This window comes from Spirosoma fluminis, from assembly GCF_054778895.1.
Window position 1 is genome coordinate 661950 of record NZ_BAAGZD010000003.1, and the last position, 26895, is coordinate 688844.

12 protein-coding genes are annotated in these 26895 nt (G+C 51.2%); 10 read left to right on the top strand and 2 right to left on the bottom strand.

Annotation, left to right across the window (positions count from 1 at the left end; translation table 11 throughout):
• Positions 1 to 246 precede the first annotated feature (246 nt).
• On the bottom strand, positions 247 to 1470 hold the full coding sequence (locus ACYVBJ_RS04710; protein WP_460981134.1) for an ABC transporter permease: 1224 nt from the start codon (positions 1468 to 1470) through the stop codon (positions 247 to 249).
• 299 nt (positions 1471 to 1769) lie between these two features.
• On the opposite strand from ACYVBJ_RS04710, the gene ACYVBJ_RS04715 reads away from it, so the two are divergent.
• From ACYVBJ_RS04715 to ACYVBJ_RS04760, 10 genes are all read left to right on the top strand, one after another.
• A complete protein-coding gene (locus ACYVBJ_RS04715) occupies positions 1770 to 4139 on the top strand; it encodes an ABC transporter permease (RefSeq protein ID WP_460981135.1) in 2370 nt (789 codons plus the stop codon).
• Between the two features lie 79 nt (positions 4140 to 4218).
• Positions 4219 to 5631, top strand: coding sequence for a DUF4932 domain-containing protein (locus tag ACYVBJ_RS04720; protein ID WP_460981136.1), 1413 nt, complete (start codon positions 4219 to 4221; stop codon positions 5629 to 5631).
• A gap of 37 nt (positions 5632 to 5668) precedes the next feature.
• The gene (locus tag ACYVBJ_RS04725; RefSeq protein WP_460981137.1) at positions 5669 to 6133 is read left to right on the top strand and encodes a nuclear transport factor 2 family protein; all 465 of its coding nucleotides are present in this window, start codon (positions 5669 to 5671) and stop codon (positions 6131 to 6133) included.
• Between the two features lie 159 nt (positions 6134 to 6292).
• Positions 6293 to 8671: an ABC transporter permease gene (locus ACYVBJ_RS04730; protein WP_460981138.1), complete on the top strand. Its 2379-nt coding sequence runs from the start codon at positions 6293 to 6295 to the stop codon at positions 8669 to 8671.
• Positions 8672 to 8764: 93 nt separating this feature from the next.
• Positions 8765 to 11131 (top strand): ABC transporter permease, encoded by a 2367-nt coding sequence (locus ACYVBJ_RS04735; protein ID WP_460981139.1) that lies wholly within the window; start codon positions 8765 to 8767, stop codon positions 11129 to 11131.
• Positions 11132 to 11166: 35 nt separating this feature from the next.
• The gene (locus ACYVBJ_RS04740; protein ID WP_460981140.1) at positions 11167 to 11913 is read left to right on the top strand and encodes a head GIN domain-containing protein; all 747 of its coding nucleotides are present in this window, start codon (positions 11167 to 11169) and stop codon (positions 11911 to 11913) included.
• Between the two features lie 558 nt (positions 11914 to 12471).
• Positions 12472 to 14886 (top strand): ABC transporter permease, encoded by a 2415-nt coding sequence (locus tag ACYVBJ_RS04745; protein WP_460981141.1) that lies wholly within the window; start codon positions 12472 to 12474, stop codon positions 14884 to 14886.
• A 101-nt stretch (positions 14887 to 14987) separates the two neighbouring features.
• A complete protein-coding gene (locus tag ACYVBJ_RS04750) occupies positions 14988 to 17378 on the top strand; it encodes an ABC transporter permease (protein WP_460981142.1) in 2391 nt (796 codons plus the stop codon).
• 123 nt (positions 17379 to 17501) lie between these two features.
• A complete protein-coding gene (locus tag ACYVBJ_RS04755) occupies positions 17502 to 19949 on the top strand; it encodes an ABC transporter permease (RefSeq protein WP_460981143.1) in 2448 nt (815 codons plus the stop codon).
• Between the two features lie 25 nt (positions 19950 to 19974).
• Complete coding sequence (locus ACYVBJ_RS04760; RefSeq protein WP_460981144.1) at positions 19975 to 22416, top strand: ABC transporter permease; 2442 nt, start codon at positions 19975 to 19977, stop codon at positions 22414 to 22416.
• A 324-nt stretch (positions 22417 to 22740) separates the two neighbouring features.
• On the opposite strand, the gene ACYVBJ_RS04765 is transcribed toward ACYVBJ_RS04760, so the two are convergent.
• Positions 22741 to 26799, bottom strand: a complete 4059-nt coding sequence (locus ACYVBJ_RS04765) for a hybrid sensor histidine kinase/response regulator transcription factor (protein WP_460981145.1) — start codon at positions 26797 to 26799, stop codon at positions 22741 to 22743.
• Positions 26800 to 26895 lie beyond the last annotated feature (96 nt).

The window sequence follows — 26895 nt, forward strand, 5'->3', positions numbered from 1 at the left end:
TATATCTCATCTATTTCAATGGGAGTCGAGTGTGTGCGATACAGATTAGACCCGTCAACGACGAAACTTGTTTATTTTAACAGAAGTCCCTGGCGGATGACTCGTAGTGACTTTATCCCAAGCCAAGCATATCGCTTACAATTGGTTATACGTAATCAAATTGGCATTGAACAGCCGCAAGTAAGTCGTGACAATGGGTGTACTTTTTGTAACTGCACTCAACGTTATGCCATTTCCCAGAACTGCCTACTCGCGTCGGATCGCTTCGACGGGGTCGAGTCGGGCGGCACGCATGGCAGGGTAGGTGCCGAATATCACCCCAATCAGCATGGCAATGACCATGATTACGAAGAACGTGTTCCAGGTATAGGCAACCTGAAACGGTACGTCCGTAATCGCTTTTACAATGGGAATAAATGCCAGCGTACTAAGCAGGCCTAGTGCCAGTCCCAGTAAGCTGCCGAAGGTTGAAATCGTAACCGACTCGGACAGAAATTGCCATAAGATATCCCGTTTTTTGGCACCAAGTGCCTTGCGAACGCCAATCTCCACGGTACGTTCGGTTACTGAAATCAGCAGTACGTTCATCACACCAATGCCGCCCACCAATACCGAAATACCGACGATCAACCCCATAATGAGCCGGAACAGCATGAACCCTTTAGCTGCCTGATCAACCCGCTGCTCATTGGTGACAATTGAGAAATCCGTGAGCCCATTTTTCATGTTTGCCTTCAGCCAGTTCTCAACTTCTGTTTTCAGGGCGGGGACATCCTCAACGCTCCGGGCTTCGACTACGCAGAATGGTGGAACCGCTTTCAAAGCGCTATCCGACAGTACGGTTAAAGGAAGCAGTAACTGCCCCGCTTTGGCATCTTTATCCGCCGAAATTCCGATCACTGTCAGCACCTTATCTCTGTACACGATCTGCTGTCCAATTGCGTTTTTCTCTGGCTTGTTACCAACCAGTTGTTTGGCTAATCGCTGGTTGATAAAAGCCACCGGCCGTTGTTCGTTAAGTTCCGATTCGTTGAAAGTCCGGCCGTGAATCAGTTCAAGATCCGGGTGGAGCGGCAAACTTGCCCCCGTAATGATCGTACCTATTTTACGGTTGGTTGCCTTTTCGGAAATCTCATCGTTTTGTCTCGAGTAAAGATAAGCGGTGGCTGGTTTGGTGAGCGACGACCGCATGTTCCGGAACGTATCATGCTGAAAATAAGCGAAGTCATTTTTACGGACCTGCACTTCGTTCACCGATTTGTACAGACTCGGCTGCACGACTATGGATTTCAGCGTAGTGGTTTTCGTAATTTGCTCCCGTGCATACTGTTCCATGCCGTCGATCAGCGACAGGATTGCGACCAAAGCAGCAACGCCAATTACAATGCCGAGAATTGACAGCATAGTGTGGAAGAAGCGGGTGCGGATGTTTTGCAGGGCGGTTGCAAACGAAAAGAAGATCTTTTTCATCAGGGAAGAGAGCAGCCCTTGTTCTCAGACCGCAGCACAAGATAGGGCGCTATCCCAGGTTTAAGCAATGCCAATATGACAAACGGCTGATTCAGGTCTTATACAGGGCTTTATGGTTGCCGGAGTCTTAGCTCAGTAGCCTTTTCTCTCCTGTCCGCAACTGTCCGTTTGGCGTCCGTTTACGGACATAGCTAAAGGATACCCTAAGTTAACTAGCTCTAAATCAGAAACATTATTTATGGTATGGCATTTGGGGAGTTTATAATTGTTGTTCCAGAACCCTTTCAACCCAGACGCTCATGTTTCGCAATTACGTAAAAATCGCGCTGCGTAATCTCATTCGGAACCAGACATTCTCAGCCATAAATATTCTTGGTTTGGCGTTAGGTATGGCGTCCAGTCTGTTGATTTCACTCTGGATTCAGGATGAACTGAGCATCGGAACGCAATATGCCAACGCGCCTTATCTGTACCGGGTAATGGAGCACGAGATTGCCGATGGCCGGATTGTCACGGACGAAGACACGCCCGGTATAATAGCCGATGAATTGAAACGGCACCTTCCCGAGGTCGTATATGCCGCCGGATTTTCGTCGGTCGAGCAGCACGTGCTCAGCGTTGGGGATAAGGTAGCCCGGCAATCTGGCCATTACGTCGGAGCGGACTGGTTCAGCATGTATGGCTTACCGCTGCTTGCCGGAACACCCACTACCGCCATCAGTACTCCCCGCACGATTGCAGTATCCCGAAAAGTAGCCGAAACCTATTTTAATAACCCGCAGGCAGCTCTGGGAAAAGCCATCCGGCTCGACAATGGAACTGATTATCAGGTAGCAGCGGTATTCGAGAACCTACCCACAAATGCCCCCGACAAATACGACTTTCTGCTCAACTGGACCGATTACCTGAAGCGGGAGCCCTGGCTTACCGATTGGAGTAACGCCGGTCCCGGAACCCGGCTCCAACTCCGGCCAGATGCCGATCCTGCCAAGGTCAACGCTAAACTGAAAACCTTTCTCAAAGGACGTAACAAAGACATTGGCGCTAACTTCACTATTGAGCTGTTTCTACAACCCGAAACCGAGGCTTATCTCTACTCCAATTTTAACAACGGCCAGCGCAATGGCGGACGCATTGAGTACGTTCGTCTATTCAGCATCGTGGCCGCGTTTTTATTGTTGATCGCCAGCATCAACTTCATGAATTTAGCCACGGCCCGGTCGGCGAAGCGCGCGCGGGAAGTGGGCGTTCGGAAAGTAGTCGGAGCCGAACGATCGTCGCTGATTGGGCAATTTATGGGGGAAGCTTTTCTGCTGACCACGCTGGCGCTGGTAGTAGCCGTGATGTTGGCGAGTTTGCTGTTACCGGTTTTCAATCAGCTGACCAGCAAGCAACTTACCTTACCGCTCAATCAGCCATTTTTCTGGTTACTGCTGTTGGCACTGCTCATAGTAACCGGTGGACTGGCGGGCAGTTACCCATCTCTGTTTCTGTCGTCACTTCAACCGGTACGCATCCTGAAAGGCACAGTCCGGTTTGGCGCAGGGGCACAATTGTTCCGGAAAGGGCTGGTCGTCTTTCAGTTTGTGTTGTCGATGCTGATGATTGTGGGAACGGTGGTGGTTTATCGGCAAATTCAGTACATACAAACCAAAAACCTGGGCTTCGATCGTGAGAACTTAATTCAGGTAAAAAGCGAAGGCGCGCTGGTGCAAAACTATCAAACCTTTAAGCAGGAGTTGTTACGTATGCCCGGTATTCGGTCGATTACGCATATGCAAACTAGCCCCCTGTATAATGGCAACACAACCGACGGGGTAGATTGGGTTGGAAAAAATCCGTCGGTGGCAATTCAGTTCAACAACACAGGCGTGGGCTACGATTTTGTCAGCACCATGAAACTGAAGCTGGTTCGGGGCCGGGATTTCTCTCCCAGCTTCGGCACCGATTCGACCAATTACCTGATCAACGAGTCGGCGGCCAAGCGGCTCGGCTATAAAGATCCGATCGGTCAGCCGCTCTCGTTCGGCAGAAGGCCGGGTAAGATTGTGGGATTGGTTAAAGACTTCCACTTCAATTCGCTCCACGTTCCGATTCGCCCGCTTATCATTCGCCTGACTGAACATTGGAACTACGATAACATTCTGATTCGTCCGCAACCAGGTCAGACCAAGCAGGCCCTAGCCAGCCTCGAAGCCCTGTACCGGGACATGAATCCCAAGCTCCCCTTCTCGTACTTCTTCGTCGATTCGGAATACGAGACGCTCTACCGAAGCGAAACCGTCGTCAGTACGTTAACGACGGTCTTCGCAGGTCTGGCCATATTCATTGCCTGCCTGGGCTTATTTGGCCTGGCGGCTTTCACCGCTGAGCAACGTACGAAAGAAATTGGCGTGCGCAAGGTATTGGGTGCCTCAGTCGCCAGCATCGTAGCGCTCTTGTCCAAAGATTTCCTTAAGCTGGTGGTTATCGCCATCCTGATTGCCTCGCCCGTGGCTGGCTACGTTATGCACCAATGGTTACAGAATTACGAGTATCGAATCACCATCGGCTGGTGGATGTTCGCCCTGGCAGGTTCGCTGGCGATTGGCATCGCCTTGTTAACCGTCAGTTTCCAGAGCATCAAAGCGGCCCTGATGAATCCGGTTAAATCCTTAAAAACCGATTAGCTACGAACGTACGGCCTGGTATTAAAAAGCAGAATACAGGTCGTCCATCCCACATCTTGCGTTCATTCCTCTATAACACATGTTACGATTTATTAGCCTTATCGCCCTACTCTTCGCACTGTCCTCTACGCTGCTGGCTCAGTCGGTATCGTTGAAACCACAGGTCGATCGACGTATTGAATTACTAAGTATCGTGTTTCGATTAGCGGGAAATAATGAATACAATGAAGACGACTTCGCGGCTTATGTACGGGACATTCACCAGCATTTTGATGCCTACAAAACACATCCGGCGGTAGTGATGGCTAAGCAAGTAGCGCAGGATAACGGAGTCAGTTATGATGCGGTCATGTCGATGGCCATTCACCTGGAGCAACCGCCATCGTTAACACCGATCGTAGCATTCACAAACGCGCATCTCGACAAACGCTGGGGCGCGACCAATGCTGAAAAATTCGCTACCCTGTTACAGAAATTCTATCAGGACGCGCACTGCCAGCAATTTTTCGATCAACATGAAGCTATGTACCAAACGGCTATCAACCGGTTCCGCCAGGTATTAGATAAAGTAGACAAGAACTGGTACAAGCAATACTACGGCACGCTCCCAGCCGGCAAGTTCAACGTAGTGATCGGTATCGGAAATGGCGGAGGTAATTATGGGCCAAAAGCGATTCTTCCGAACGAACAGGAAGAGATCTACGCCATTATGGGCACCTGGGTCGTTGACAGTACGCAGAATCCGGTTTACAGCGAAGGGGCCGTCTTACCGACCATTATTCACGAGTTTAACCATTCGTTCGTTAACGCACTGATCGATAAGTACGAAGATGAATTAGAAGCCGCGGGGAAAGCTATATTTCCGAACGTTGCCGAGCAAATGCGTCGGCAGGCATACACCAACTGGAAAACGATGTTTTATGAATCGCTGGTCCGCGCATCCGTCGTACGATACATGGCCAGTCACAACCAAAAGGGCTCAACGGCTAGTCGGCAGCTACGCGATGAAGAAGCGCGGGGGTTTATCTGGACCCAAGGATTGGTTGATTTGCTGAACGACTATGAAAACAACCGGAGCCAGTACCCCACCTTATCGAGCTTTATGCCCCGTGTTGTTGAGTTTTTCGGCAAGACAGCGACTGACTTGCCTGCACTCCAGCAAGCTTACGATCAGAAGCGAGCCCACGTAGTAGCGGTTGAACCACTGACTGGTCAAACTCAGGTCATTGATCCGACCTTAACCGAGTTAGTGGTTCGATTTGATAAGCCGATGAACCCAAAGAAGATATCCATAAACCTGGGTACCAAAGGAAAAGAACACTTTCCATTGCGAGATGTCATAGGTTTTAGCGACAACAACCGATCGATTCGGTTAAAGGTAGCGCTAAAGCCAAATTGGGATTATTCCTTTTGGCTGACTGATAGAGGCTTCCAGACGCCCGAGGGCTATCCACTTGTGGAACACGAAGTGGCCTTTAAGACAAGCAATTAATTCAATACATATACAATCACCCAGACAGCATCGTATCATGAAATCAGCAATTCTATCAACGCTCCTAATCTTATCTGGTCTTACTGCTTTTTCACAAACAAGTCAGACCGACGACGTAGCGGATGTACGGCAGGCTTGCTTCAACTATATCGATACGTTCTACAAAGTCGATACAACACTAGCGTATCAGAGTATTCATCCTGCTTTGCAAAAGCGGGGGTTTTTATTCGACAACAACACTAACGCCTACTCGAAGCAGTTGGAAATGCCTTTTCCAGCCCTAATCCGGTTGGCCAAGACCTGGAACAAAGCGGGTAACCGCGCCGATGCCAATTCTCCGAGAACAGTCGACGTATTTGAGGTGGCCGACAAAACCGCATCGGCTAAAGTAACGGCCGTATGGGGGATCGACTATATCCACCTTATCAAAGACAATGGCCGCTGGATGATCGTCAACGTACTGTGGCAATCTCCACCGAAGTCCTTGCAGGCAATGAGATAGCGTAAGAGAGTTAGTCCCGCACTAAAGGTAAGGTGCGTAAGAGCTTCCTCGCTTGTGGATAACCATCTGTTTACCAGACCCTATCTCGAACAGAAATAATTAAACAGGAAAGAAAATGTGGTCGCCTGCGCACGGAACCAACCGAAAATCTGACACCTTATGCTGCTTAACTTCATTAAAACCACCTGGCGTAGTCTGATTCGCAACCGGGGGTATGCGCTGATTAACCTGACCGGCCTGACGCTGGGTCTGGGTGTCGCCATTGTGCTGTTCTGGATCGTGCGGTTCGAGTACAGTTTCGACCGGTATCACAAAAACGCCGACCGGCTTTACCGGCTGATCAACATAAATCAGAATAGTGAAAAAGGGTCGCACGTGCCGCAGGGCGTTATTCAGGCACTGAACAACCAGATTCCGGGCGTTGAGCGAGCCGTTAATACGTATGCCATCGATGCAGATGGGTTAAAAGTTGGGCAGACGGTGTTTAACGTTAAGCACATCTATTTTACCCCGCCTTCATTTCTGGACATGATTGATGTGGAATGGCTTAGCGGCTCACCTCAGCAATCGCTTAGTCAACCCTATCAGGTTGTTTTAGACGAACCAACCGCCAGACGTTTCTTCAAAAACGGGGATGCGCTCGGGAAGAAGATTCGCATCCGAAACGACGTTGACCTAACCGTGTCAGGCATTATTCGAAAGATGCCGATCAACTCGGAGTTTCAGATACAGGTGCTGGCCTCCCGCGAAACCCTGAAACGAATTCAACAGGAATACACGAATGAGACGTATTGGAATGGTGGTGATTCCATGCATCATGGCTACGTGCTGCTAAAACCGGGCGCATCTGTCCGGGCGATCGAAGCAGCATTAACCAAACTTGCTCATCAAAACAACAGCACTTGGTACAAAGGTTTTGAACTGCTGCCACTTGTCGATGTGCACCGCGACACGCAGAGCGACGCCGATCCGTACAACTATGTTATTCCGCAGTGGATGCTGTACACCCTGATGGGTATTGGCCTCTTCCTGGTTGTCATTGCATGCATCAATTTTATTAATCTGGCAACGGTACAAGCCTCCCAACGTGGTCGGGAAATAGCTGTCCGTAAAATTTTGGGGAGTAGTCGGACGCAACTCATCACGCAGTTCTTTGGCGAAACGGCTTTGCTGGTCTTTCTGTCTATTGGACTAGGCAGTCTGCTGGCTACGCAACTCATTCAGTACGCCGATCAGTTGTTGACCACTCAGGTAACACAATCAGAAGTCTGGCGGGCTGATACCATTCTCTTTCTGGTCGTGTTGGGGGGTATCGTCACCGGCTTAGCGGGTAGTTATCCGGCATTGGTGTTAGCTGGCTTTCAACCGATCCGCGCGTTACGTAGCCGTTTGTTTATTGCCAAACGAAGCGGCATTTCGCTGCGGCAGGTCTTGGTCGTTACGCAGTTTGTGATTGCCCAGGTCCTGGTGATCTGTACGCTGATCGGCGTTAAACAGATACGATATTTCTACGAAACCGACTTGGGCTTCAACAAAGAAGCGGTCGTGACGGTGAAGATGCCCGACAAAGGCAATGCCGTTCTGCGCGAGCGTTTTCGGCAGCAGTTACAGCAGCATCCGGAAACTAAAGACGTAGCGTTTGCCCTGACGACACCATCGAGCAACCGCAACTGGTGGTGGGAGAACGTTCGTCACCATAACCTACCCAAAGGCGAACGTACCTTCCGGTTCCAGTACGTTGACACTAATTATTTACACTTCTTCAAGATTCCCCTGCTGGCCGGTCGGTCGTGGACCCAGACCGATACCAATACGGTCGCCATCATCAACGAACGAGCCGCTCGCGAACTGGGCTTCAAAACCCCAGAAAAGGCAATAGGCGAGCGTATTACGTTGTATGTTGATAAGCCCTTTACCATCATGGGCGTAGTGAAAGACTATCATTCGCAAAGTCTTAGATCAGACATCGTCCCCCACGTGTTTTTGTATGCCGGATGGAATTTTCAGGAAGCCAGCATCCGCATCGATCCAAGTCAGAAAACAGCCGCGCTTCAACACATTGGCCAGCACTGGAAAGCACTGTTTCCGAACTATTATTATGAACCGAGGTTTCTGGACGACGAACTACGAATCTTTTACGAAGACGAGCGTAAGCTATCTAACTTTCTGACCCTCTTCGCTATTGTCGGCATCTTCATTGGCTGTCTCGGCCTGTTTGGGTTGGTTTCCTTCGTGGTCACCCAACGAACGAAAGAGATTGGCGTTCGGAAAGTACTTGGCGCAACCATCGTCAGCATTGTGTCGCTCCTGTCGAAAGATTTCCTTAAACTGGTTATGATCGCGTTCGTCATTGCCACACCGATCGCCTACTACGCAATGAAGGTATTCTTACAGGAATATACGTACAAGATTGATATCGAATGGCCGGTGTTTGCCGTAGCCGGTCTACTTGCTGCCACCGTCGCGTTGTTTACGGTCAGCGTTCAGAGCATAAAAGCCGCGCTGATGAATCCGGTAAAAAGTTTACGAATGGAATGAAAGAAAGGGAGTAAAGGGAAGAGGACGAAGGAGCTTTTCTGCTCTATCCTTACTCCCTCGTCCCCCTCTTCTCCTTACTTCCCCTAACTTATTATGTTCAAAAACTACGTTAAAATCGCCATCCGGAATCTGTGGAAACACAGGCTGTTTTCGTTTATCAACGTCTTTGGGTTGGCTTCTGGCCTAACGGTTTGTTTCCTGGCCATTGCGCATATTAAGGGCGCCTTTGATTACGATCATTTTCACCCAAACCGCGATCGGACGTACCGCATTATCACGGATGCGGTCGGCTTAGATAATGACGTAACGCCGTTTGCTACGTCGCCCATGCCGTTAGGTACGTTGCTTAAGCAGCAGTATGGCTTTATTGAAGAAGCCACTCGGGTCGTCAGAACGTACGGTGAATTTTCGGGCAATCACAAACGGCTCAGCACGATGTCGTTCGCCGTTGATCCGGGCTTTTTCCGAATCTTCAATTTCAAACTGGCTAAAGGCCGACCAGCTACTGAACCTAACACCGTGGTGCTTACGCAGGAGACAGCCACTAAATTCTTTGGTACGGCGAATCCAATCGGCCAGACCTTGACAAATAGTGATTTAGGCCCATTCACTGTTACGGGCGTACTTGCTGAGCAGCCCGCAAAGTCGCACCTGGTGTTCGACATGCTTTATTCGCTGGGAACGACGTTCAAACCCGAACACCGCTCGGCTTTTGAAGACTGGACCCAGTTCCAGACAGGGTATACGTATGTTGTCGTAAAACCCGGCACAGCCGCCGACGCTCTTGATACCGTCCTTCCTACTGTACTTAGCCGGGTTACTCATAATTTACGCTTCAAGGACGTAAAAGGCTATACCCTTCGAACCCAGCCATTCGACCAGTTATCGCCAGCCCGCGAAGAGCTAATGCGGAGTACGTATGAACCTCAGGTTTCTGGTTTACTCGTAGAGATTGGCGTGGGTTTAGTGACGCTGTTACTGGCGGTATTCAATTACATTAACCTCACCCTGGCCCGCTCTCTAAGTCGTGCGCGCGAGGTAGGCATTCGAAAAGTTTCCGGAGCTGTACGCTGGCAGTTGATAGGTCAGTTTATGGCGGAGTCGATTGTCTTATCCGTACTGGCGCTGGGACTGGCTTACGGCATGCTGGAACTGATTAAACCCATGCCCTTCGTGCAGCAATGGCTCATTGGTGGCGTTCGCTGGGACTGGAAAATCGGGGTTGCCTTTATTTCGTTCAGCCTCGCAGCCGGGTCATTGGCAGGTCTTGTGCCAGCCAGAGTTTTATCCAGCTTTGACCCCGCTCAGGTATTACGTAGTCAAACCGGAGTACGTATTGTGCGAGGCATCTCATTACGAAAATCACTGATTGTGGCTCAGTTTGCTATTTCACTCGTTGCCATGATTGCCCTGCAGACCATGGTTCGTCAGATGGATTACATGGCCACGGGCGATTATGGTTTCCGACGCGAACGCATCCTTACTCTCCCGCTCAACGATGTCCCGACCCAGCGCTTCACCAATGAGCTAAACCGATTAGCGGGCGTCGAACGCGTATCGGCAACCTCCGAATTGTTCGGCTCGCATGGCAACACTCAGATCATAAAGCCAAAGCGATCGGGGCCGGATTCATCCATGGCGTTCACCTGGTCGGTTAATCACCAATTCGTTCCAACGATGAATCTGACTATCCTGGCTGGGCAGAACCTACCCGTCAGCACAGCCGATACATCCGCCGGTTTGGTAGTGATTAACGAAGAAGCCGTAAAAACATTCCGGCTAGGTACACCCCAGCAAGCCGTTGGCCAATCGTTATGGTTCAATGACAGCACCGAGGTATCGATTGCCGGGGTTGTGAAAGATTTTCGGTTCACTTCGTTTGCCTGGGCTATCAAGCCATTGGTGCTCAGCAACCAGCCCAACCAGTTTCGCTATCTGACGGTCAGTGTAGCGGCCGGAGCCGAAGAAGCCGTACTGGCGGATGTCAAACGTATCTGGAAGCGACTTTCTCCTTATACGCCATTTGAAGGACAGTGGTACGACGACTTCTTGCAGCAGCGGCATTCGCATACGACGGATACCGATTTTATGAGCTTATTAATTGCGCTGGCCTTTTCCATTGCCTGTTTGGGACTTCTGGGCATGGTTACCTACAATACTCAGACCCGCGTGAAGGAAGTAGGTGTTAGGAAAGTGATGGGAGCCGAGGTGCAACAAATCATCTGGCTGTTATCCCGCGATTTTGTGAAGCTTTTGTTAATAGCAGCTGCTGTTGCAGTACCGCTGGGCTATCTGGCAGGGTATGCATTTCTAATCAACTTTGCCTACCACGTTTCCATCGGCGCAGAAACTTTAGGACTCAGCGTAGGGGTATTGCTCCTGTTGGGTGTCTTCACCATCGGAATCAGGACGTACCGGGCTGCGCTGGCTAATCCAGCCGACAGTCTGCGAGCAGAATAAGGTTCCGATTAATCACACTCAAAGTCTATTGTCGCATGAAGTCTCTACTAAACATCGTTTGCTTTATCTGCCTTACGGTCTCAATGGCCTACGCGCAATCGACCACCAGGACGCTGCCGTCTTTCGACAAAGTTGTTGTCAGTCCGCTCATTCGAGTTGTACTTGTATCGGGTAACCAGGAGAATGTTCGATTGGAGTACGAAAACGTCGCACCCGAAAAAGTGAATTGCTTTGTGCGCGATAACACCCTCCGCCTTTATCTGGACGACGCCAAGATTGTGGTAAAACAGGAGCGGGTCTATGACGGCGACAATTCGTCTAAACGTCCAATCTACGGTAAAGATGTGAAAGTGACGGCCTACATCACGTATCGCCAGTTGAACGAACTGGAGGTACGCGGTGAAGAAGAGGCCGTCTGCCAAAGCGACATCAGTAGTGATGTATTCAAGCTTCGGGTATATGGGCAGTCTACCGTAACGCTGGCTTCGCTGCACGTGAACGATTTAAGAGCGCACATTTACGGCGAAAACAAAGTAACTATTCAGTCGGGCAACGCCGATGAGCAGCTGTACCGGGTATACGGTGAGAGCCAGATCGACGCTGAAAATTTGGTCGGCAAGAACGTAGCGACCAGCCTGTACGGCGATAGTCAACTACGACTGTCTGCGTCAAACCGACTAGGCGTAACGGCTTTCGGTGAATCGAATGTCAAGTATACAGGCGGGGCCTACTTACAGAAGGGACTCGTGCTCGGCGACGTTCGCATTCACAAATCAAAGTAATCAGGAAAATTGCTTGATATTGAAAGTTCATAGCCACGTTAGGGTCAGCTAGCATATCATCGTTATGAAAAAACTCATAGCTGATCATAAATTAATACAGCTTGAATGCCTGGTACGACGATCCAACAGGGTTTCCCCCAAAGGCAAGCAGATAGTTAACTAATCAAATTACCCTGAATGGCACCGTGCATAAGAGTAGGTATTGGTTTACTGCGCTCGCGTTCGTAATCCGATAATTGTTCAACGGCTGCCTCCAAAACACGACCAATTTTTTAAGAATATGAAATATAACCAAAACTGAACCTTAGGTTCAGTTCACCAATCAAAACCGTTATGCTAGCTATTGATAGCGTATTTATAATAACTGTCATCTGTATAAAACAGAGATTTAATAAACTTCCCCTGCTCCAAATTGCCTGTCCGCAAATGTACGTCTGTCGTCCGTTTGCGGACATTTTTCTAATGGGCACCCGTAACAGTAACTGACTATCAATCACTTACCTTTCTGGTATAGCGTTTGGGATATTATGCCAACATTCCACTCTGATCCGGTTGACTATGTTACGCAACTACTTGCTCATCGCCCTACGTAATCTTCGGAAACACAAAGCATTCAGCATCATCAACATCGTTGGGGTGGCTGTTGGGCTAGCCTGCTTTTTATTGATTGCGCTGTACGTCAGAGATGAGCTTAGCTACGACCGGTATAATGCCAATGCCGACCGCGTTTACCGCGTAACGCGCACTTTCCTTTCGTCGGACGGAGCGCCATCGTTACGTCTGGCGCAGGCCGCTCCTCCATTTGGACCGTTGATCAAACAGGACTTCCCCGAAGCCGAACAGGTAATCCGAACCCTGGAAACAAATGGACTGATTCGCTACGGTGAAAACCGGTTCGATGAGCAGGATGTATATTTTTCGGAAGCCAGCCTGTTCAAAACATTGAGCTTTGAGTTGGTGAGCGGCAACCCGGATAAAGCCCTGGAAAACCCGTTTTCGATTATGTTTTCCCGGCCAATGGCGGAGAAATACTTCGGCAAAGAGAATCCCGTCGGCAAAACGATTCGGTATGATAATCAATTCGATATGACCGTTACGGGTGTTTATGAATCGTTGCCGGCACAAGCTCATTTTCACCCTCAGTTTTTGGTATCCTTTTCTACGTTGAACGATCCAAGGGCTTATGGGGCCGAGGGGTTACGGACCAACTGGAGCAACAATTCGTTCAATACGTACGTGCTGCTGGCCAAAGGAAGCGATCCCCAACGTATGGAGAAGGCTTTCCCTGCTTTTCAGGACAAGCATGTGCCCAGCGAAGGCGGTACAAAGGCGTCAAAATGGTCGGTGCTGAACCTACAGAAAGTAACCGACATCCACCTGCACTCGCATACCGACTCAGAAATCGAACCCAGTGGCGACATCCGGTACGTCTATTTATTTTCGGCCATCGGCTTGTTCATTCTGCTGATTGCCTGCATCAATTATATGAATCTGGCAACGGCCCGTTCGGCGGGCCGGGCCAAGGAGGTTGGGATGCGCAAGGTTGTAGGGGCCTTGCGCACTCAACTCATTGGTCAGTTTTTGAGTGAGTCTATTTTACTGGTACTTTTTGCCGTGGTGATTGCCATGCTCCTCCTCCTCATCGGCCTACCCTATTTAAATGAGTTTACGCAGAAACAACTTTCCTTCCAGCAGCTTTTCGACCCCGTCTTCCTTGGCATTCTGGTTGTCATTACGTTACTGACCGGATTAGTGGCGGGCAGCTATCCAGCCTTTTTCCTGACCTCCTTCCGGCCCATCGGTGTCCTGAAAGGGCAGGTTGCTTCGGCCATGCGGAACGGTAATCTGCGGCAGGTGCTGGTCGTTACTCAGTTCGCCATTGCCATTGCGCTCATCATCGCCACGGCGGTTGTATACAACCAGATGAGCTACATTCAGAACTACCGCCTGGGTTATCAGAAAGATCAGATTGTTCTGTTATCCGACGTAGGTGATTCAACCACCAATTACGAGACCCTGAAGCAGGAGTTAAAATCTACCGGAATTATTCGGGAGGTGGGCCGATCGTCGCGGGTTCCGTCCGGACGTCTGTTAGACTCGTGGGATGCATCGGCCATGAAAGGCGACAGCATGGCTCCGGTTAGCGTCAACCTGCGGGGGCTGCAGATTGACGAAGATTTTATTCCGACGTATCAGATCAGCATGGCGGCCGGCCGCAATTTCTCGCGCTCGTTCTCTACCGATACGTCCATGATTATTCTGAATGAGACGGCCGTAAAACTGTTGGGCTGGACTCCCCAGCAGGCCATTGGTAAACGCTTCCGCTACGGCCGTCGCGACGGTCAGATCATCGGCGTAACGAAAGATTATCACTTCGAATCGCTGCATCAGAATATGTCGGCGATTGCGATGGTCATGGCCCCTGAACGGCTCAACTGGTTATCCATGCACATCGGGGGCGGTGGCCAACGCGTGGAAGCGGGGCTAAAACACATTGAAGCGATCTGGAAACGAAACTTCCCCGAGCGCCCATTCGACTACCAGTTCCTCGACGCGCGCTTCGACCGGCTTTACGCCCGCGAACGTACGCAGCAGACCTTGTTCAGCATCTTTGCCGGAGTTGCCATTCTGATTTCCTGCCTGGGTCTGTTTGGCCTGTCGATGTTCATGGCCGAGCAACGGACCAAGGAGATCGGCATTCGGAAAGTATTAGGCGCGTCAGAAATCAGCCTGATGGCGCTGTTCTCGAAAGATTTTATGCGACTGGTAGTTATTGCCCTTGTCATTGCCTCGCCCGTAGCCTGGTACGCCATGCACAACTGGCTGAACGGATTCGCTTACCGAACTGATATTCACTGGTGGGTATTTCTGCTGGCGGGCGGCTTAACCGTCTTCATTGCTCTGCTAACCGTCTCGTTCCAATCCGTAAAAGCGGCCCTGGCGAATCCGATAAAATCACTTAGGACGGAATAAAGGGAGAAGGAGAATAAAGAACTTTTATCTCTATTCTTGCCCTCCTTTTACTTCCCTTCTTCCCCCTCCTCCCTTTACTTCCGCTCTTCCCCCCTAAACCCATGCTCCGCAGTTACCTAAAAATTGCCGTTCGGAACCTGGTCCGTAGCAAGACGTATAGTCTACTTACGTTGCTGGGGTTAGCCAGTGGTATGGCGTGTGCTATTCTGCTGGGTCTCTACGTAAACGATGAGCTTACCTACGACCGCTACCATGCGAACGCAGATCGGATCTTCCGCCTTAATCTCCGCATCCAGTGGGCCGATAATGAATATAAACTCGGTATTGCCTCGGCCCCAATGGGACCGGCCATGCAACAGGAATATCCGGAAGTTGGGAACGTACTACGGGTTAAAACAAGCAATGAAGCCCTGCTCAGAGTAGGTGCCAAAGCGTTATACACAAAAGATATTATTTACGCCGACTCAACGCTGTTCAATTTCTTCGACTATGCATTCGTGCAGGGGAATCCGCAAACAGCCCTGGCAGATCCGAATAGTCTGATTCTGACGCAAAAGCTCGCGCTACGCCTGTTTGGTAAAACAGACGGCATACTCGGAAAAGTGGTGACCGTCAAAGAGAACATTCCCTTTACTGTTACCGGCGTAATCAAAGACCCACCGGCTAATCACCATCTGGCCTTCGAGGCTATTCTTCCGTATGCCAATACACTGGTGAGCGGTATCAACCTGAGCAAATGGGATAACTTCAACTCGATGGTCTATGTCCTGTTGAACCAGGCTAACGATCGGCAGAAACTGGTGCAAAAAATGCCAGCTTTTTACCGAAAATACATAGCGAAGGCAATCGGCGACGAAGGTGAACAGAAAGTCAAATTTGACATTTTCTTTCAGCCACTGACCGATATGCACCTGCGTTCTACGCACCTCATGGGCGAAGAGAATGGTAGTAATATGGCGTACGTTTATACATTTTCCGCCATCGGTTTATTCATTCTCCTGATTGCCATTGTCAACTACATCAATCTGGCAACGGCCCGATCGGCCGGACGAGCCCGGGAAATCGGCGTTCGCAAAGCTGTCGGCTCGCTGCAGTTTCAGTTAATCGGGCAGTTTTTGACCGAATCTCTCCTGCTGGCCTTTCTGGCCTTGTTCGTCAGCTTGCTTTTGCTGTATGCGTTCATTCCATTCTTTAATACAGTTGCCGAAAAATCGTTAACAATCGACTTGTGGCATGCACAAACGATTCTGGTGCTCATTGGTTTCGCAACGTTGATTGGGTTAGTCAGCGGCCTTTATCCGGCGTTCATTCTGTCCCGCTTTAAACCCGTTGCTGTATTGAAAGGGGCCTTTACGGTCAGTCGTAAAGGTGCGTTGCTAAGGAAGTCGTTGGTAGTATTGCAGTTCACGATCTCGATCATTATGATGGTAGGGACGATTATTGTGTACCGGCAATTGCAGTACATGCGGCATACGGAGCTGGGATTCAATCAGGAGCAGGTCATTACGATTCCGCTTAAAGCACCGTCGGCTCAACAGTCGGCCACCGCCCTTAAAAGCAGATTATTGCAAAACACCATCATTAAAGGAGTCAGCTTAACCAACGGTTCGATTGGTGGTGAATTGAACGACAAAACCACGTTCAGTTTTTACAAAGGAGGTACTGAGCAGCCCATCAGCGCCGAATACTTTTCCATTGATCACGACTTTCTGGACGTATTGCAGATCAGGTTAAAAGAAGGCCGTAATTTTTCGACCGACATGGCCAGTGATTCGGTGGGCGCAGTACTTGTGAACGAAGCGATGCTAAAGCGCCTGGGCTGGAAAAACCAAACCGTCGGCTTAATCGAATTCGATACGAAGAAAATTCAGATTGCCGGGGTTATTCAGGATTTCCACCTGCGTTCTCTGCACAACAAAATTGAGCCACTTATCCTGGTGCTGCATCAGGATCGGGGCGACAACCTCCTGATCCGCGTATCGCCCCAGAACGTACCGGCGGCTTTGGCGTACGTAAAAGAGGTTTACGAAGCGGTCAATCCAAATCAGCCGTTTGATTATTCCTTTTTAGACCAAACGTTTGCCCAACAGTACCGCGCCGACGAACGCAAAGGCAAGCTCTTTCTGGGGTTTTCGGGCATGGCTATCTTCATCGCCTGTCTGGGCCTGTTTGGCCTGGCTGCGTTCACCGCCGAACAACGTACCAAAGAAATTGGGGTTCGCAAAGTACTTGGTGCAACGGTCGTCGGTATCGTGCGTCTTTTAGCCAAAGATTTCCTGAAACTGGTTTTGGTCGCCATTGTCGTTGCCATACCGATTGCGTGGTACGCCATGCATCAGTGGCTGCAAGACTTTGCCTACAAGATCGACATCGAGTGGTGGGTATTTGTGCTGGCGGGTGCGTTAGCCACTTCCGTTGCTCTGCTGACCGTCAGTTTCCAAAGCATCAAAGCAGCTCTGGCGAATCCGACAAAATCACTTAGGACGGAATAAAGGGAGGAAGGGAACGAGAGGGAGTAAAGGGATAATGAGAATACAGGCATTGCATCTTTCCTTTACTTTCTTTATCCCACTCCACCCTTTCCTCCTGCTCCTCCCCTTGCTCCCTTAAATGATATGCTCCGCAACTACCTGAAAATTGCCGTTCGGAACTTGCTTCGCAGCAAGTCGTTTTCGGCCATCAACATCTTAGGCTTGTCCATCGGCATGACCTGCTGCATGTTGCTGCTGTTGTACATTCGTAGTGAATTATCGTTCGATAAGCACCACGAACACGCCGACAATCTGTACCTGGTAGGTGCCAAAGCAAAGATTGGCCAGAATGCGGGGAGAGAATGGCCTTCAGCCTCGGCTCCGTATGGACCGGCACTCAAAGCAGAATATGCTGAAGTGGCCCAAATGACCCGCCTGTTTCCCCTTAATGAGAAAGTGCTGTTGCAGGTTCGCGAACCGGGTAAACCCGTGACGTCTTTCTACGAAACGAAGGCCTACCAGGTTGATTCCACTTTTTTTGATTTGTTTTCTTATGAGTTTATCGAAGGCAGTCCCAACCAGGTGCTTACCGATCTGCATTCGGTGGTCTTATCGGAAGGGGTTGCCCAGAAGCTGTTCGGTAGCCAGAGTGCTCTGAACAAACTCATTCGCATTGGTGGAGAAGCCGGTGCCGGTGAAGATTTCAAAGTGACTGGCGTCTACCGCGACGCCAGTGCCCAATCGCATATCGACGCTCGGTTGTTACTGCCTGTCCACGCTGGCGGCATTGGTGGTTTTTTGCGGGCAGGGCCGCTGGACTTCGCCAACAACAACATGTTCATTACGTATCTTCGTTTAAAACCGGGTACCAATCCTGAGCAACTGGAGAAAAAGTTTCCGGCTTTTATTGAGAAATACGCCCGAAATGACCTGAAAGCGGTGGGCTTTGATAAGGATATGTTTCTGGTGCAGGTACCCGACCTGCACCTTTATAACAACTTCCAGTCCGTTGTTACGCCTACTAACAGCGTTACGTATCTCTACATTCTGGGGTCTATCGCCATTTTCACCCTGCTGATTGCCTGCATCAACTTCATGAACCTGTCGACGGCCCGATCAGCCAGACGAGCCGCCGAAGTGGGCGTCCGGAAGGTGATGGGTGCGGAACAGGGTGCGCTGGTTCGGCAATTCTTAGGCGAGTCGATGGTATTAACCGTTCTGGCGCTGGTCATTGCAGTGATCCTGGTGGCCGTATTCCTGTCCATATTCAACCAGCTCACCAACAAAGCGCTGTCCGTTTTTGAGTTGTTTGAACCGCAAATCGCGGGGTCGTTCCTTTTGCTGGCTGTACTGACCGGGCTCGTTGCCGGCAGTTACCCCGCGTTCTACCTGTCGTTGTTCAACCCGGCGCAGGTATTAAAAGGAAAGCTCATCAACTCTATGTCGGCCGTGGGGCTACGTCGCGGGCTGGTCGTGTTTCAGTTTGTCGTATCCGTTGGGCTGGTGCTGGCAACGTTTATCATTCAGGAACAGATGCGGTTCATGCGGGAGCAACCGCTGGGATTTGCGCAGGACCAGCAGGTCGCGATACCCTTACGGAGCAGTGAGGCACGGGCCGCTTACAACACCCTTCGGACTGAGGTTCTACGCAATAACCAGGTCGTCGGCGCTGCGGGTACGCAGTTTTATCCGGGCATCGCCAACTTCAGCGACATGGTCTTTCATACACCTGAGCAGACGGTTGACCAGGGGCAGGACGTTCGCATTAACCGGGTGGACTACGACCTTCTCAAGACGATGGGCTTTACGGTTAAGCAGGGGCGTTCGTTCTCCCGCCAATTTCCGGGCGATACCAATAACCGGCTGATCGTTAACGAAGCCACGTTACGTAAGCTGCAGATTGCCGAAAATAAGGCCGTCAGCCAGCGGCTCAATTTCGACTGGGGTGGCCAAACGTATCCGTTTGAGATTGTTGGCGTGGTTAAGGATTTTCACTTCGAGGGCCTGCATCAGACGATTGAGCCGTATGCCTTCATGCTGAACAACCGCCCGAACTTCAACTACATCATCGTCCATGTCAATACGGCCAACATGGCTAATGTCCTGGGCTTCCTCGAGCAGAAATGGAAAGCACTACGTCCCGACGAGCCGTTTGAATACACCTTTTTGAACGAGGATTTTCAGAAGAATTACCAGGCCGAAGCCCGAACCTCGCGCATCGTCACTACGTTCACGATCATCTCCATCCTGATTTCCTGTCTGGGGTTATTTGGTCTGGCCGCTTTCGCGGCTCAGCAGCGCACGAAGGAAATCGGGATGCGTAAAGTCCTGGGCGCATCGGTGAGCAATATTGTTGGGCTACTCGCCAAAGATTTCCTGAAGCTCGTGCTGATCGCCATTCTGATTGCGTCGCCAATTGCCTGGTACGCGATGAATACATGGCTACAAGGTTTCGCTTATAAGATTGATATTCCGCTCTGGGTGTTCCTGGCAGCGGGGGGACTCGCCATTCTGATTGCCTTCATTACCGTGTCGTTCCAGAGCATTAAGGCCGCCCTGATGAACCCTATCAAAAGCTTACGTACCGACTAGTTGCCTTTTAAACACCAGCAAAGCAATGATCAAAAGTTATCTCACCACTGCACTACGCGCCCTCAGGCGAAACTGGAATTATACCGTTATCAATGTCGTTGGCCTGACCTTCGGATTAGCCTGTTGTCTGCTGATCTTTCTGGCCATTCGGTACGAGCTTAGCTACGACCGCCATCACGCCAACGCCGACCGCACCTATCGACTGACGGCTCACTATGAGAACGGTACGACGGGTGGATACGACGTGGGAACACCATTACCCGCGCTGGCTGGCCTGCGTACGGATTTCCCGGATTTAAAACATGACCTTACGCTCACGCACGAAATCGCCGACGTAGTGATTCGGGCCGGAGGCTCAGCGGCTAACAAGTTCAAAGAAGGCCGTGGCCTGGTGGCCTTCGTCGAGCCGGAGTATTTCAGACTGTTCGATTACAATTGGAAGGGGGGTAACGCTACGTCATCGCTTAAAAACCCGAATACCGTGGTGCTCTCCGAACGCATGGCGCAGAAGTACTTCGGCAATGCTGATCCCGTCGGCAAAACGATACGGGTCGAAAACAAACTGGATTTTACGGTAACGGGGGTTGTGCACAATCCGCCCGCTACGACGATCATGCCGTTTGAAGTGCTGCTTTCGTTTGCCTCGCTGAAGCAATATGGCGCGTATACGGGCTGGGACGACTGGCAGTCGACCTACAGCGGAGCGCAGTTGTACATGACCTTACCCAAATCGTCCGTTGGTCAGGCGGCCGTAGCCGCCCAGATGGAGCAGAAACTGGCCACTTTCGCCAAAAAGCATCTTCGCCCGGAGGACATAAAGAATCTGCACTATGAGTTGCAACCCCTCACCGACATTCATTTTCATACCCGAACCGGCAACTACGCGAATCGCTCGATCAGCCGGGAAACCATCTGGGCAATGGCCCTGATCGGCCTCTTTATTTTAATTACGGCCTGTGTCAACTTCATCAATCTGGCCACAGCGCAGGCGATACGTCGGGCAAAGGAGGTTGGCGTTCGAAAGGTGCTGGGTAGTTCACGTATGCAGTTAGTCCGTCAGTTTCTGGGGGAGACGGGCTTACTTACCGCCATCGCTATTGTGCTGGCATTGGGCGTTGCCTCTATTGCCCTTCCCTATATAGCCGAGCTCTTAAACATTCAGGCCGACGCTTTATCCCTAATCGACCCGATTGTTATCGGCTTTTTATTGCTGCTGGCTTTTGTGACCACCGTCTTAGCCGGTTTTTACCCCTCTCTCGTGTTATCAGGCTATCAGCCGGTGCTGGCGCTGAAAGGCAAGCTTCGTGTTGCCGGCAGCAGGCACCTGACCCTGCGCCGGAGCCTGATTGTGGTCCAGTTTGCCATTTCGCAAATGCTGATCATCGGCACGATCATCGCCTACAGCCAGATGAAGCACTTCCGCTCCGCCGATATAGGCTATACCAAAGACGCTGTGCTGACCATACCGATTCCTGAGCGTAAACCCGGACAACTCGAAAATCTGCGGGCGAAACTTGTCAGCTCACCGGCCATTCAGTCCCTCAGCTACGGTATATCGGCACCGTCGGCCAACGGCAACTGGTCAACCAGCTTCCGCTTTGAAAATGCAGATAAGGAAGAGAACTACAGCGTGGTCATGCGCCCAGCCGATACGTCGTACATTCACACGTACGGTCTGAAGCTGATAGCGGGTCGTATGTACTTACCCGCCGATACCATGCGGGAGTTTGTGGTCAACGAATCGCTCATGCAGCGGCTCGGCTTCAGGCAACCGCAGCAGATTATTGGCAAGATGATCGCGCTGGGTGGACCGAATTCCGTAAAGAAACCAATCGTCGGTGTCGTCAAAGACTTCAATACGTACTCCCTGCACCGGAAAACCGCGCCCAGCATCATCACCTCCCACCGGGACGCCTACAGTACGCTGGGTATTAAACTGTCGGCGCGCGAAAGCAGCCCCGAATCGGTTGGCCAGTTAATCAATACGGTCAGGAAATCCTGGGAAGCCGCGTTCCCTGACTTTGTTTTCAAATACGACTTCCTTGACAAGACGCTGGATGATTTTTACAAGAGTGAAGAGCGCCTGTTCGCTCTCTTTCGCCTGTTGGCTGGCATCGCCATTTTCATCGGCTGCTTAGGCTTGTACGGCGTTGTGGCGTTCATGGTCGAATCGAGAACCAAAGAGATCGGTATCCGGAAAGCCCTGGGTGCCTCGACAACCCATATCTTCGGCATATTCTCGCTGGAGTTTGTCAGGCTGGTTGGCATCGCGCTTGTCATTGCCTCTCCGATCGCCTGGTACGTAATGACCCAATGGCTGAAGGATTTTGAATACAAAATTGCGATCGAGTGGTGGGTATTTGCCCTAACGGGTGTACTGGCGATTGGCATTGCCCTTGTAACGGTTAGTTTTCAGAGTATCCGGGCGGCCCTCCTGAATCCCGTTAAAAGTCTACGAACCGAATAGCCGTCGGAGTAACCTATTACCACTAAGCTTTTTGCAATTACAGTAGAAGCAGAACGGCGAAAGGATTGCTCATAGCAACCTTTTCGCCGTTCTGTGTTCCATATACGTTTTGAGATACGTGTTGCTTTTTTTGTGGACTACTGCAGTTGAATACCCATCCCAGTCTCCCCTAGTGTTTTTGAACTGTTCAGTTTTAGCTCTCCCCCTCCGAGGGGGGTGGAAGGGTATTTGACGGGAGGACGCATGTTGACGTGCAGTACATGAAAAGAGTAACTGTGTCTCAAAAAAAAACAGAACCGTTCAAGCGGGGAGAAGAAAGATTGGTCACACCAGGTCTCTAAAACTACTGGGGGAAACTCCTTTTTCTTCCGAAAAAACCCGACTGAAGTACCGGGGATTGTCAAAACCAACCGCATAGGCAACTTCGGCAATGCTCAACGCGGAATGTTTCAGCAGCTCTTCCGCTTTTTGCAGGCGAAGCGCCCTTAAATAAGGAATTACCGACATCCCGGTCAGCGCCATGGTTTTGCGGTACAACGAGTTCCGGCTCATGCCCATCAACTGGCAGATCATGTCATTATCAAGCGCTACGTTATCCAGATGAAGTTCCAGTGTACTGCGAAGTTTAGCCACAAACTGATCTTCCATCCCATCGGCTCCTGCAAGCGGAGCCGGACTAGCCTGCCCGTTGCCCAACGCCCGCTGACTGTAATAACGCTGTAGCAACCGTCTGGTCTGTACCAGATTACGCAGCACAATGAGTAACTCATCCTGCTGAAAGGGCTTAACCAGGTACGCATCGCCCCCCCGCCGTAGACCCATGATCCGGTCGTCCGCAGCGGCCCGGGCCGTGAGCAAAACAATTGGAATGTGGCTGGTGCGTTCGTCGTTCTTCAGGGTGTCGCAGAGTTCAAATCCGTCTTTAAGCGGCATCATCACGTCGCTGACAATCAGATCCGGTATTTTCTCGAAAGCCAGATCGATTCCCACCTGTCCGTTTTCAGCCCGGAGGATTTGGTAATCCGCCTGGAGACACGAAACAATATAACGGGCTACATCGTCATTATCTTCTACCAGCAGCAGTACCGGCTTATCTTCCCCAGCATCAATTTTAGGTTCGACCTCTTCCAGCGTCTCGGAATACGGGGTAACCGGCTCGCTAACAGGCGTCGTTGTTACCGGAGCCTGCTGGGTCTGGCGCAACCGGACAATAAATTCGGCCCCCTCGCCCGGCTTACTCCGCACGGCTAGCCCACCGTTCATCAGCGCCACTAATTCCCGCACCAGCGAGAGCCCAATGCCCGTTCCGCCCGTTTCGGGAACTGGCTGCGCAGGGTCCGCCGACGGGGAACGCTGGTAGAATCGGTCGAAAATATGAGGCAGGTCATGAGTAGCGATACCAGGACCTGTATTACTGACACGAATAGAAAACCAGGGATCATCGTGGTATTGCGTCGGGCTAACCGCTTCATAATACCCATTCGCCACCGGCTGCCATTTCTCATGGGTGGTCAGTTGAAACGAAATACATCCACCGGCAGGGGTAAATTTGAGGGCGTTACTGAGCAGATTAGTAAGAATATCGCCCAGCTTATCCTTATCGAAATCGGCATCAATTCGCTCCTGGTCAGTCTGAAAATGCAGGTGAATGCCTTTGACAGCAGTCATTGTGTAGAACGACTCGGCCACGTAACGTGTGAAACTGACCAGATCGGCCCGGACGGGTCGCAGATACATTGCCCCGGCTTCCAGTTTGGAGAGGTCCAGAATCTGATTGACAAGCCGCAGCAGATTGCGACCGTTACGCTCAATCAGATTGGCCGACTGCCGCAGCTGGGGATCTGCCCGCTGGCGGAGATTGTCGGCCATGCCCAGAATCACTGTCAAGGGTGTGCGGAACTCATGAGATATGTTGGCAAAAAAGCGGGATTTGGTTTCGTCGAGCTGCCGTAGATCCTGGGCCTGGCGGGCAATAGTTCGGGTGGCCTCGTTGATCTGGGTTTGCAGTCGGACTTGTGCCTTCTGGTGCTGCCAGGTCCGCCACCGGCCCCAACCCCACACTGCTCCCATCACCAGAAACGCCAGTGAAAAGAGAAACCAGCCGCGCAGATAAAAAGGACGCAGTACGTGTACCCCAATCGATAACGTAGTCGACGACATTCGCCCGTCGGCGGCCTGCCCCCGAATCAATAACTGATAGTCGCCGTAGGGCAGGTTACCCAGCCGCAGGTACGGTTCAGTCTGATCGTGCCAGATGTCACCCAGCCCTTTGAACTGGTATGCATACTTGTTTTTCTGGGCATCAGTGTAGTTGAGCAGCGCAAAGTTGAGGGTACTGCTCCGGTCATTGGGCTGCAGCGTGATTTGGTTCGTTTTAATCAGCTCCTCCGTTTTGTCGACCAGTACGTCGTGATCGGCGTCATACTGGCGAAAAGAAACCACGCGCAGGGGTAGAGAGGGCAAGGGCGGCTCCGCTTCAAAATCGTGCGGGTCAAAGGCCGTTATCCCGTTTAGCCCCCCGAAATACAGCCGTCCCTGCGCATCCTGGTAGTGGGCGATGCGGTTAAACTCGTTGTGGGTAATGCCATCCTGCACCGTGTAGGTCCGAGTGGTGAGCCGAACCGGGTCAAACTGCATGATGCCGTTATCACTACTGAGCCAGAGGTGGCCCCGCCAATCAGCATATACAGCATAAATATTATCATTATTCAACCCATCGGCCCGCCTGAATTGGCGATAGTGGCCCTGGTTTTGATCCCAGCGCACCAGACCGGCATTGGCCGCGGCCAGCCAGAATACCCCATGGGAGTCCTGGTAAAAATGTTGGTAACTATCGGCAGGTAGCCTGAAAGTACCCTTGCCGCCCCGCCAGTAGCGGGCCGTAACGCCCTTCTGAGGGTCAACCGTGTAGAACCCCGTCGTGGCACAGAGCCAGATGGTGCCTTGTCGGTCGGCACCAATGTAGAGTACATGGGCCTGGGCTAACTCAGGAAACTGATTGTAGCTCCGGAAAGAGGTAACGTGGTTTGTAATCGGATCAACCAACCACAACCCGGGTTCGCCACCGGCCAGTAATCGTTGGGGATTAGCCGAAAAGGAATGAATGGTCCAGATAGCTCCCGGACCGGGTATGGGCATCACGGTACGTTTCGTTGTTCGGTAATCATAGGCGATCAGCGTATTTTCCTCACACAGGTAGAGCTTACCATCCAGGTTACCACTTAAACTAATCAACGACCGCTGCCTATCCAGCAGCAGGCGGGACGATGCCCCCGAACGACGGCTGGCGACAAAACCTATACCGTTTTCCAGATTCGTGTAGAGCGTATCGCCCACGGCGGTAATGCCGCGGACAGCGGGCTGTTTTCCGTTGCCGGCTTGATAGAACAAGCGCTGAAAATAGTTCTCGCTAATTCGGACCTGGTACAGCCCAAAGCTGGTCCCTAGCCAGAAGCTCCCGTTTTTATCCCGAAAAAAGCTCCGATTATCAATCTGGCCGCTGGCCAGTTGACCGCTTATATCGAGGGCGATCCGACCGGCCGGATCACGCAACTGATAGCCATTCCAAACCAATCCGCTCCGGTCAAAAAAATAAGCGGCCCGTCGTTGCAGCTTATCCGGTTTGATCAGATCAGGAGATTGCTCCTGGCGATGACCCAACTCGTCAATTTTATACAGTTGACCCGCGTTCAGCTTGTCCAGTTCAACCCAGTAAAAGAATTCTGTACCGGCGTGGCGCTGGCCTAAACAGGTATGGATTGGTCCGGGGTGGTCGTAGGTACGTAGCACGCGCCCATCCGGCGCTAGTTCCACTACTTGTTTCTGGTTCGCAATGGCCCAAAGGGTGTTCCGGGGGGTAACGGCCGCCAGCATCAGTGTCGTGTATTGCGGTAGCGACACCGTCTTCAGACCCGACCGGGGATGATACATGTTTAGCTTGGCGGGCTGATCCACGAAAAAGATTGTTCCATCAGAGCCATTCAGTAGCAGCATCTGCGGCAATACCGGAGGATGGTTGCGTCGGGGCTGGTTGAAGCGTTTCTCGAAGGAGGTGGCTACGCCGGTTAGCGGGTTAAAGAGTGTAATGGCTGATTTACCCTCGGGGCCCATAAGCCACAGCAGCCCATCGGCATCCTGAGCGATGGATTGAATGTCATCAAAGTCAAGCCCGTTTTTTTCCCTGGTGTAAGTCGTGAACGTAGCCCCGTCAAAGCGGTTGAGGCCAAACTTGGTACCAAACCACATAAAGTCCCGGCGATCCTGAAAGATAGCGTTCACTTCACGGTGCGCCAGGCCATCCTCAGGACCATATCGCTGAACGGAAGCCCCAAAGTGCTGCGCCCCGGCCAGCGAGCAGAAGCTAAACAAGAGAGCTACAAGCAAGCTGACCGATTTGCTCAACGTATAGTTGTTTAATAGCTGATTCTGAGAACGGGGTACCAAATGTAAGTAGTATCTTATTCTAATACGTATACCAGA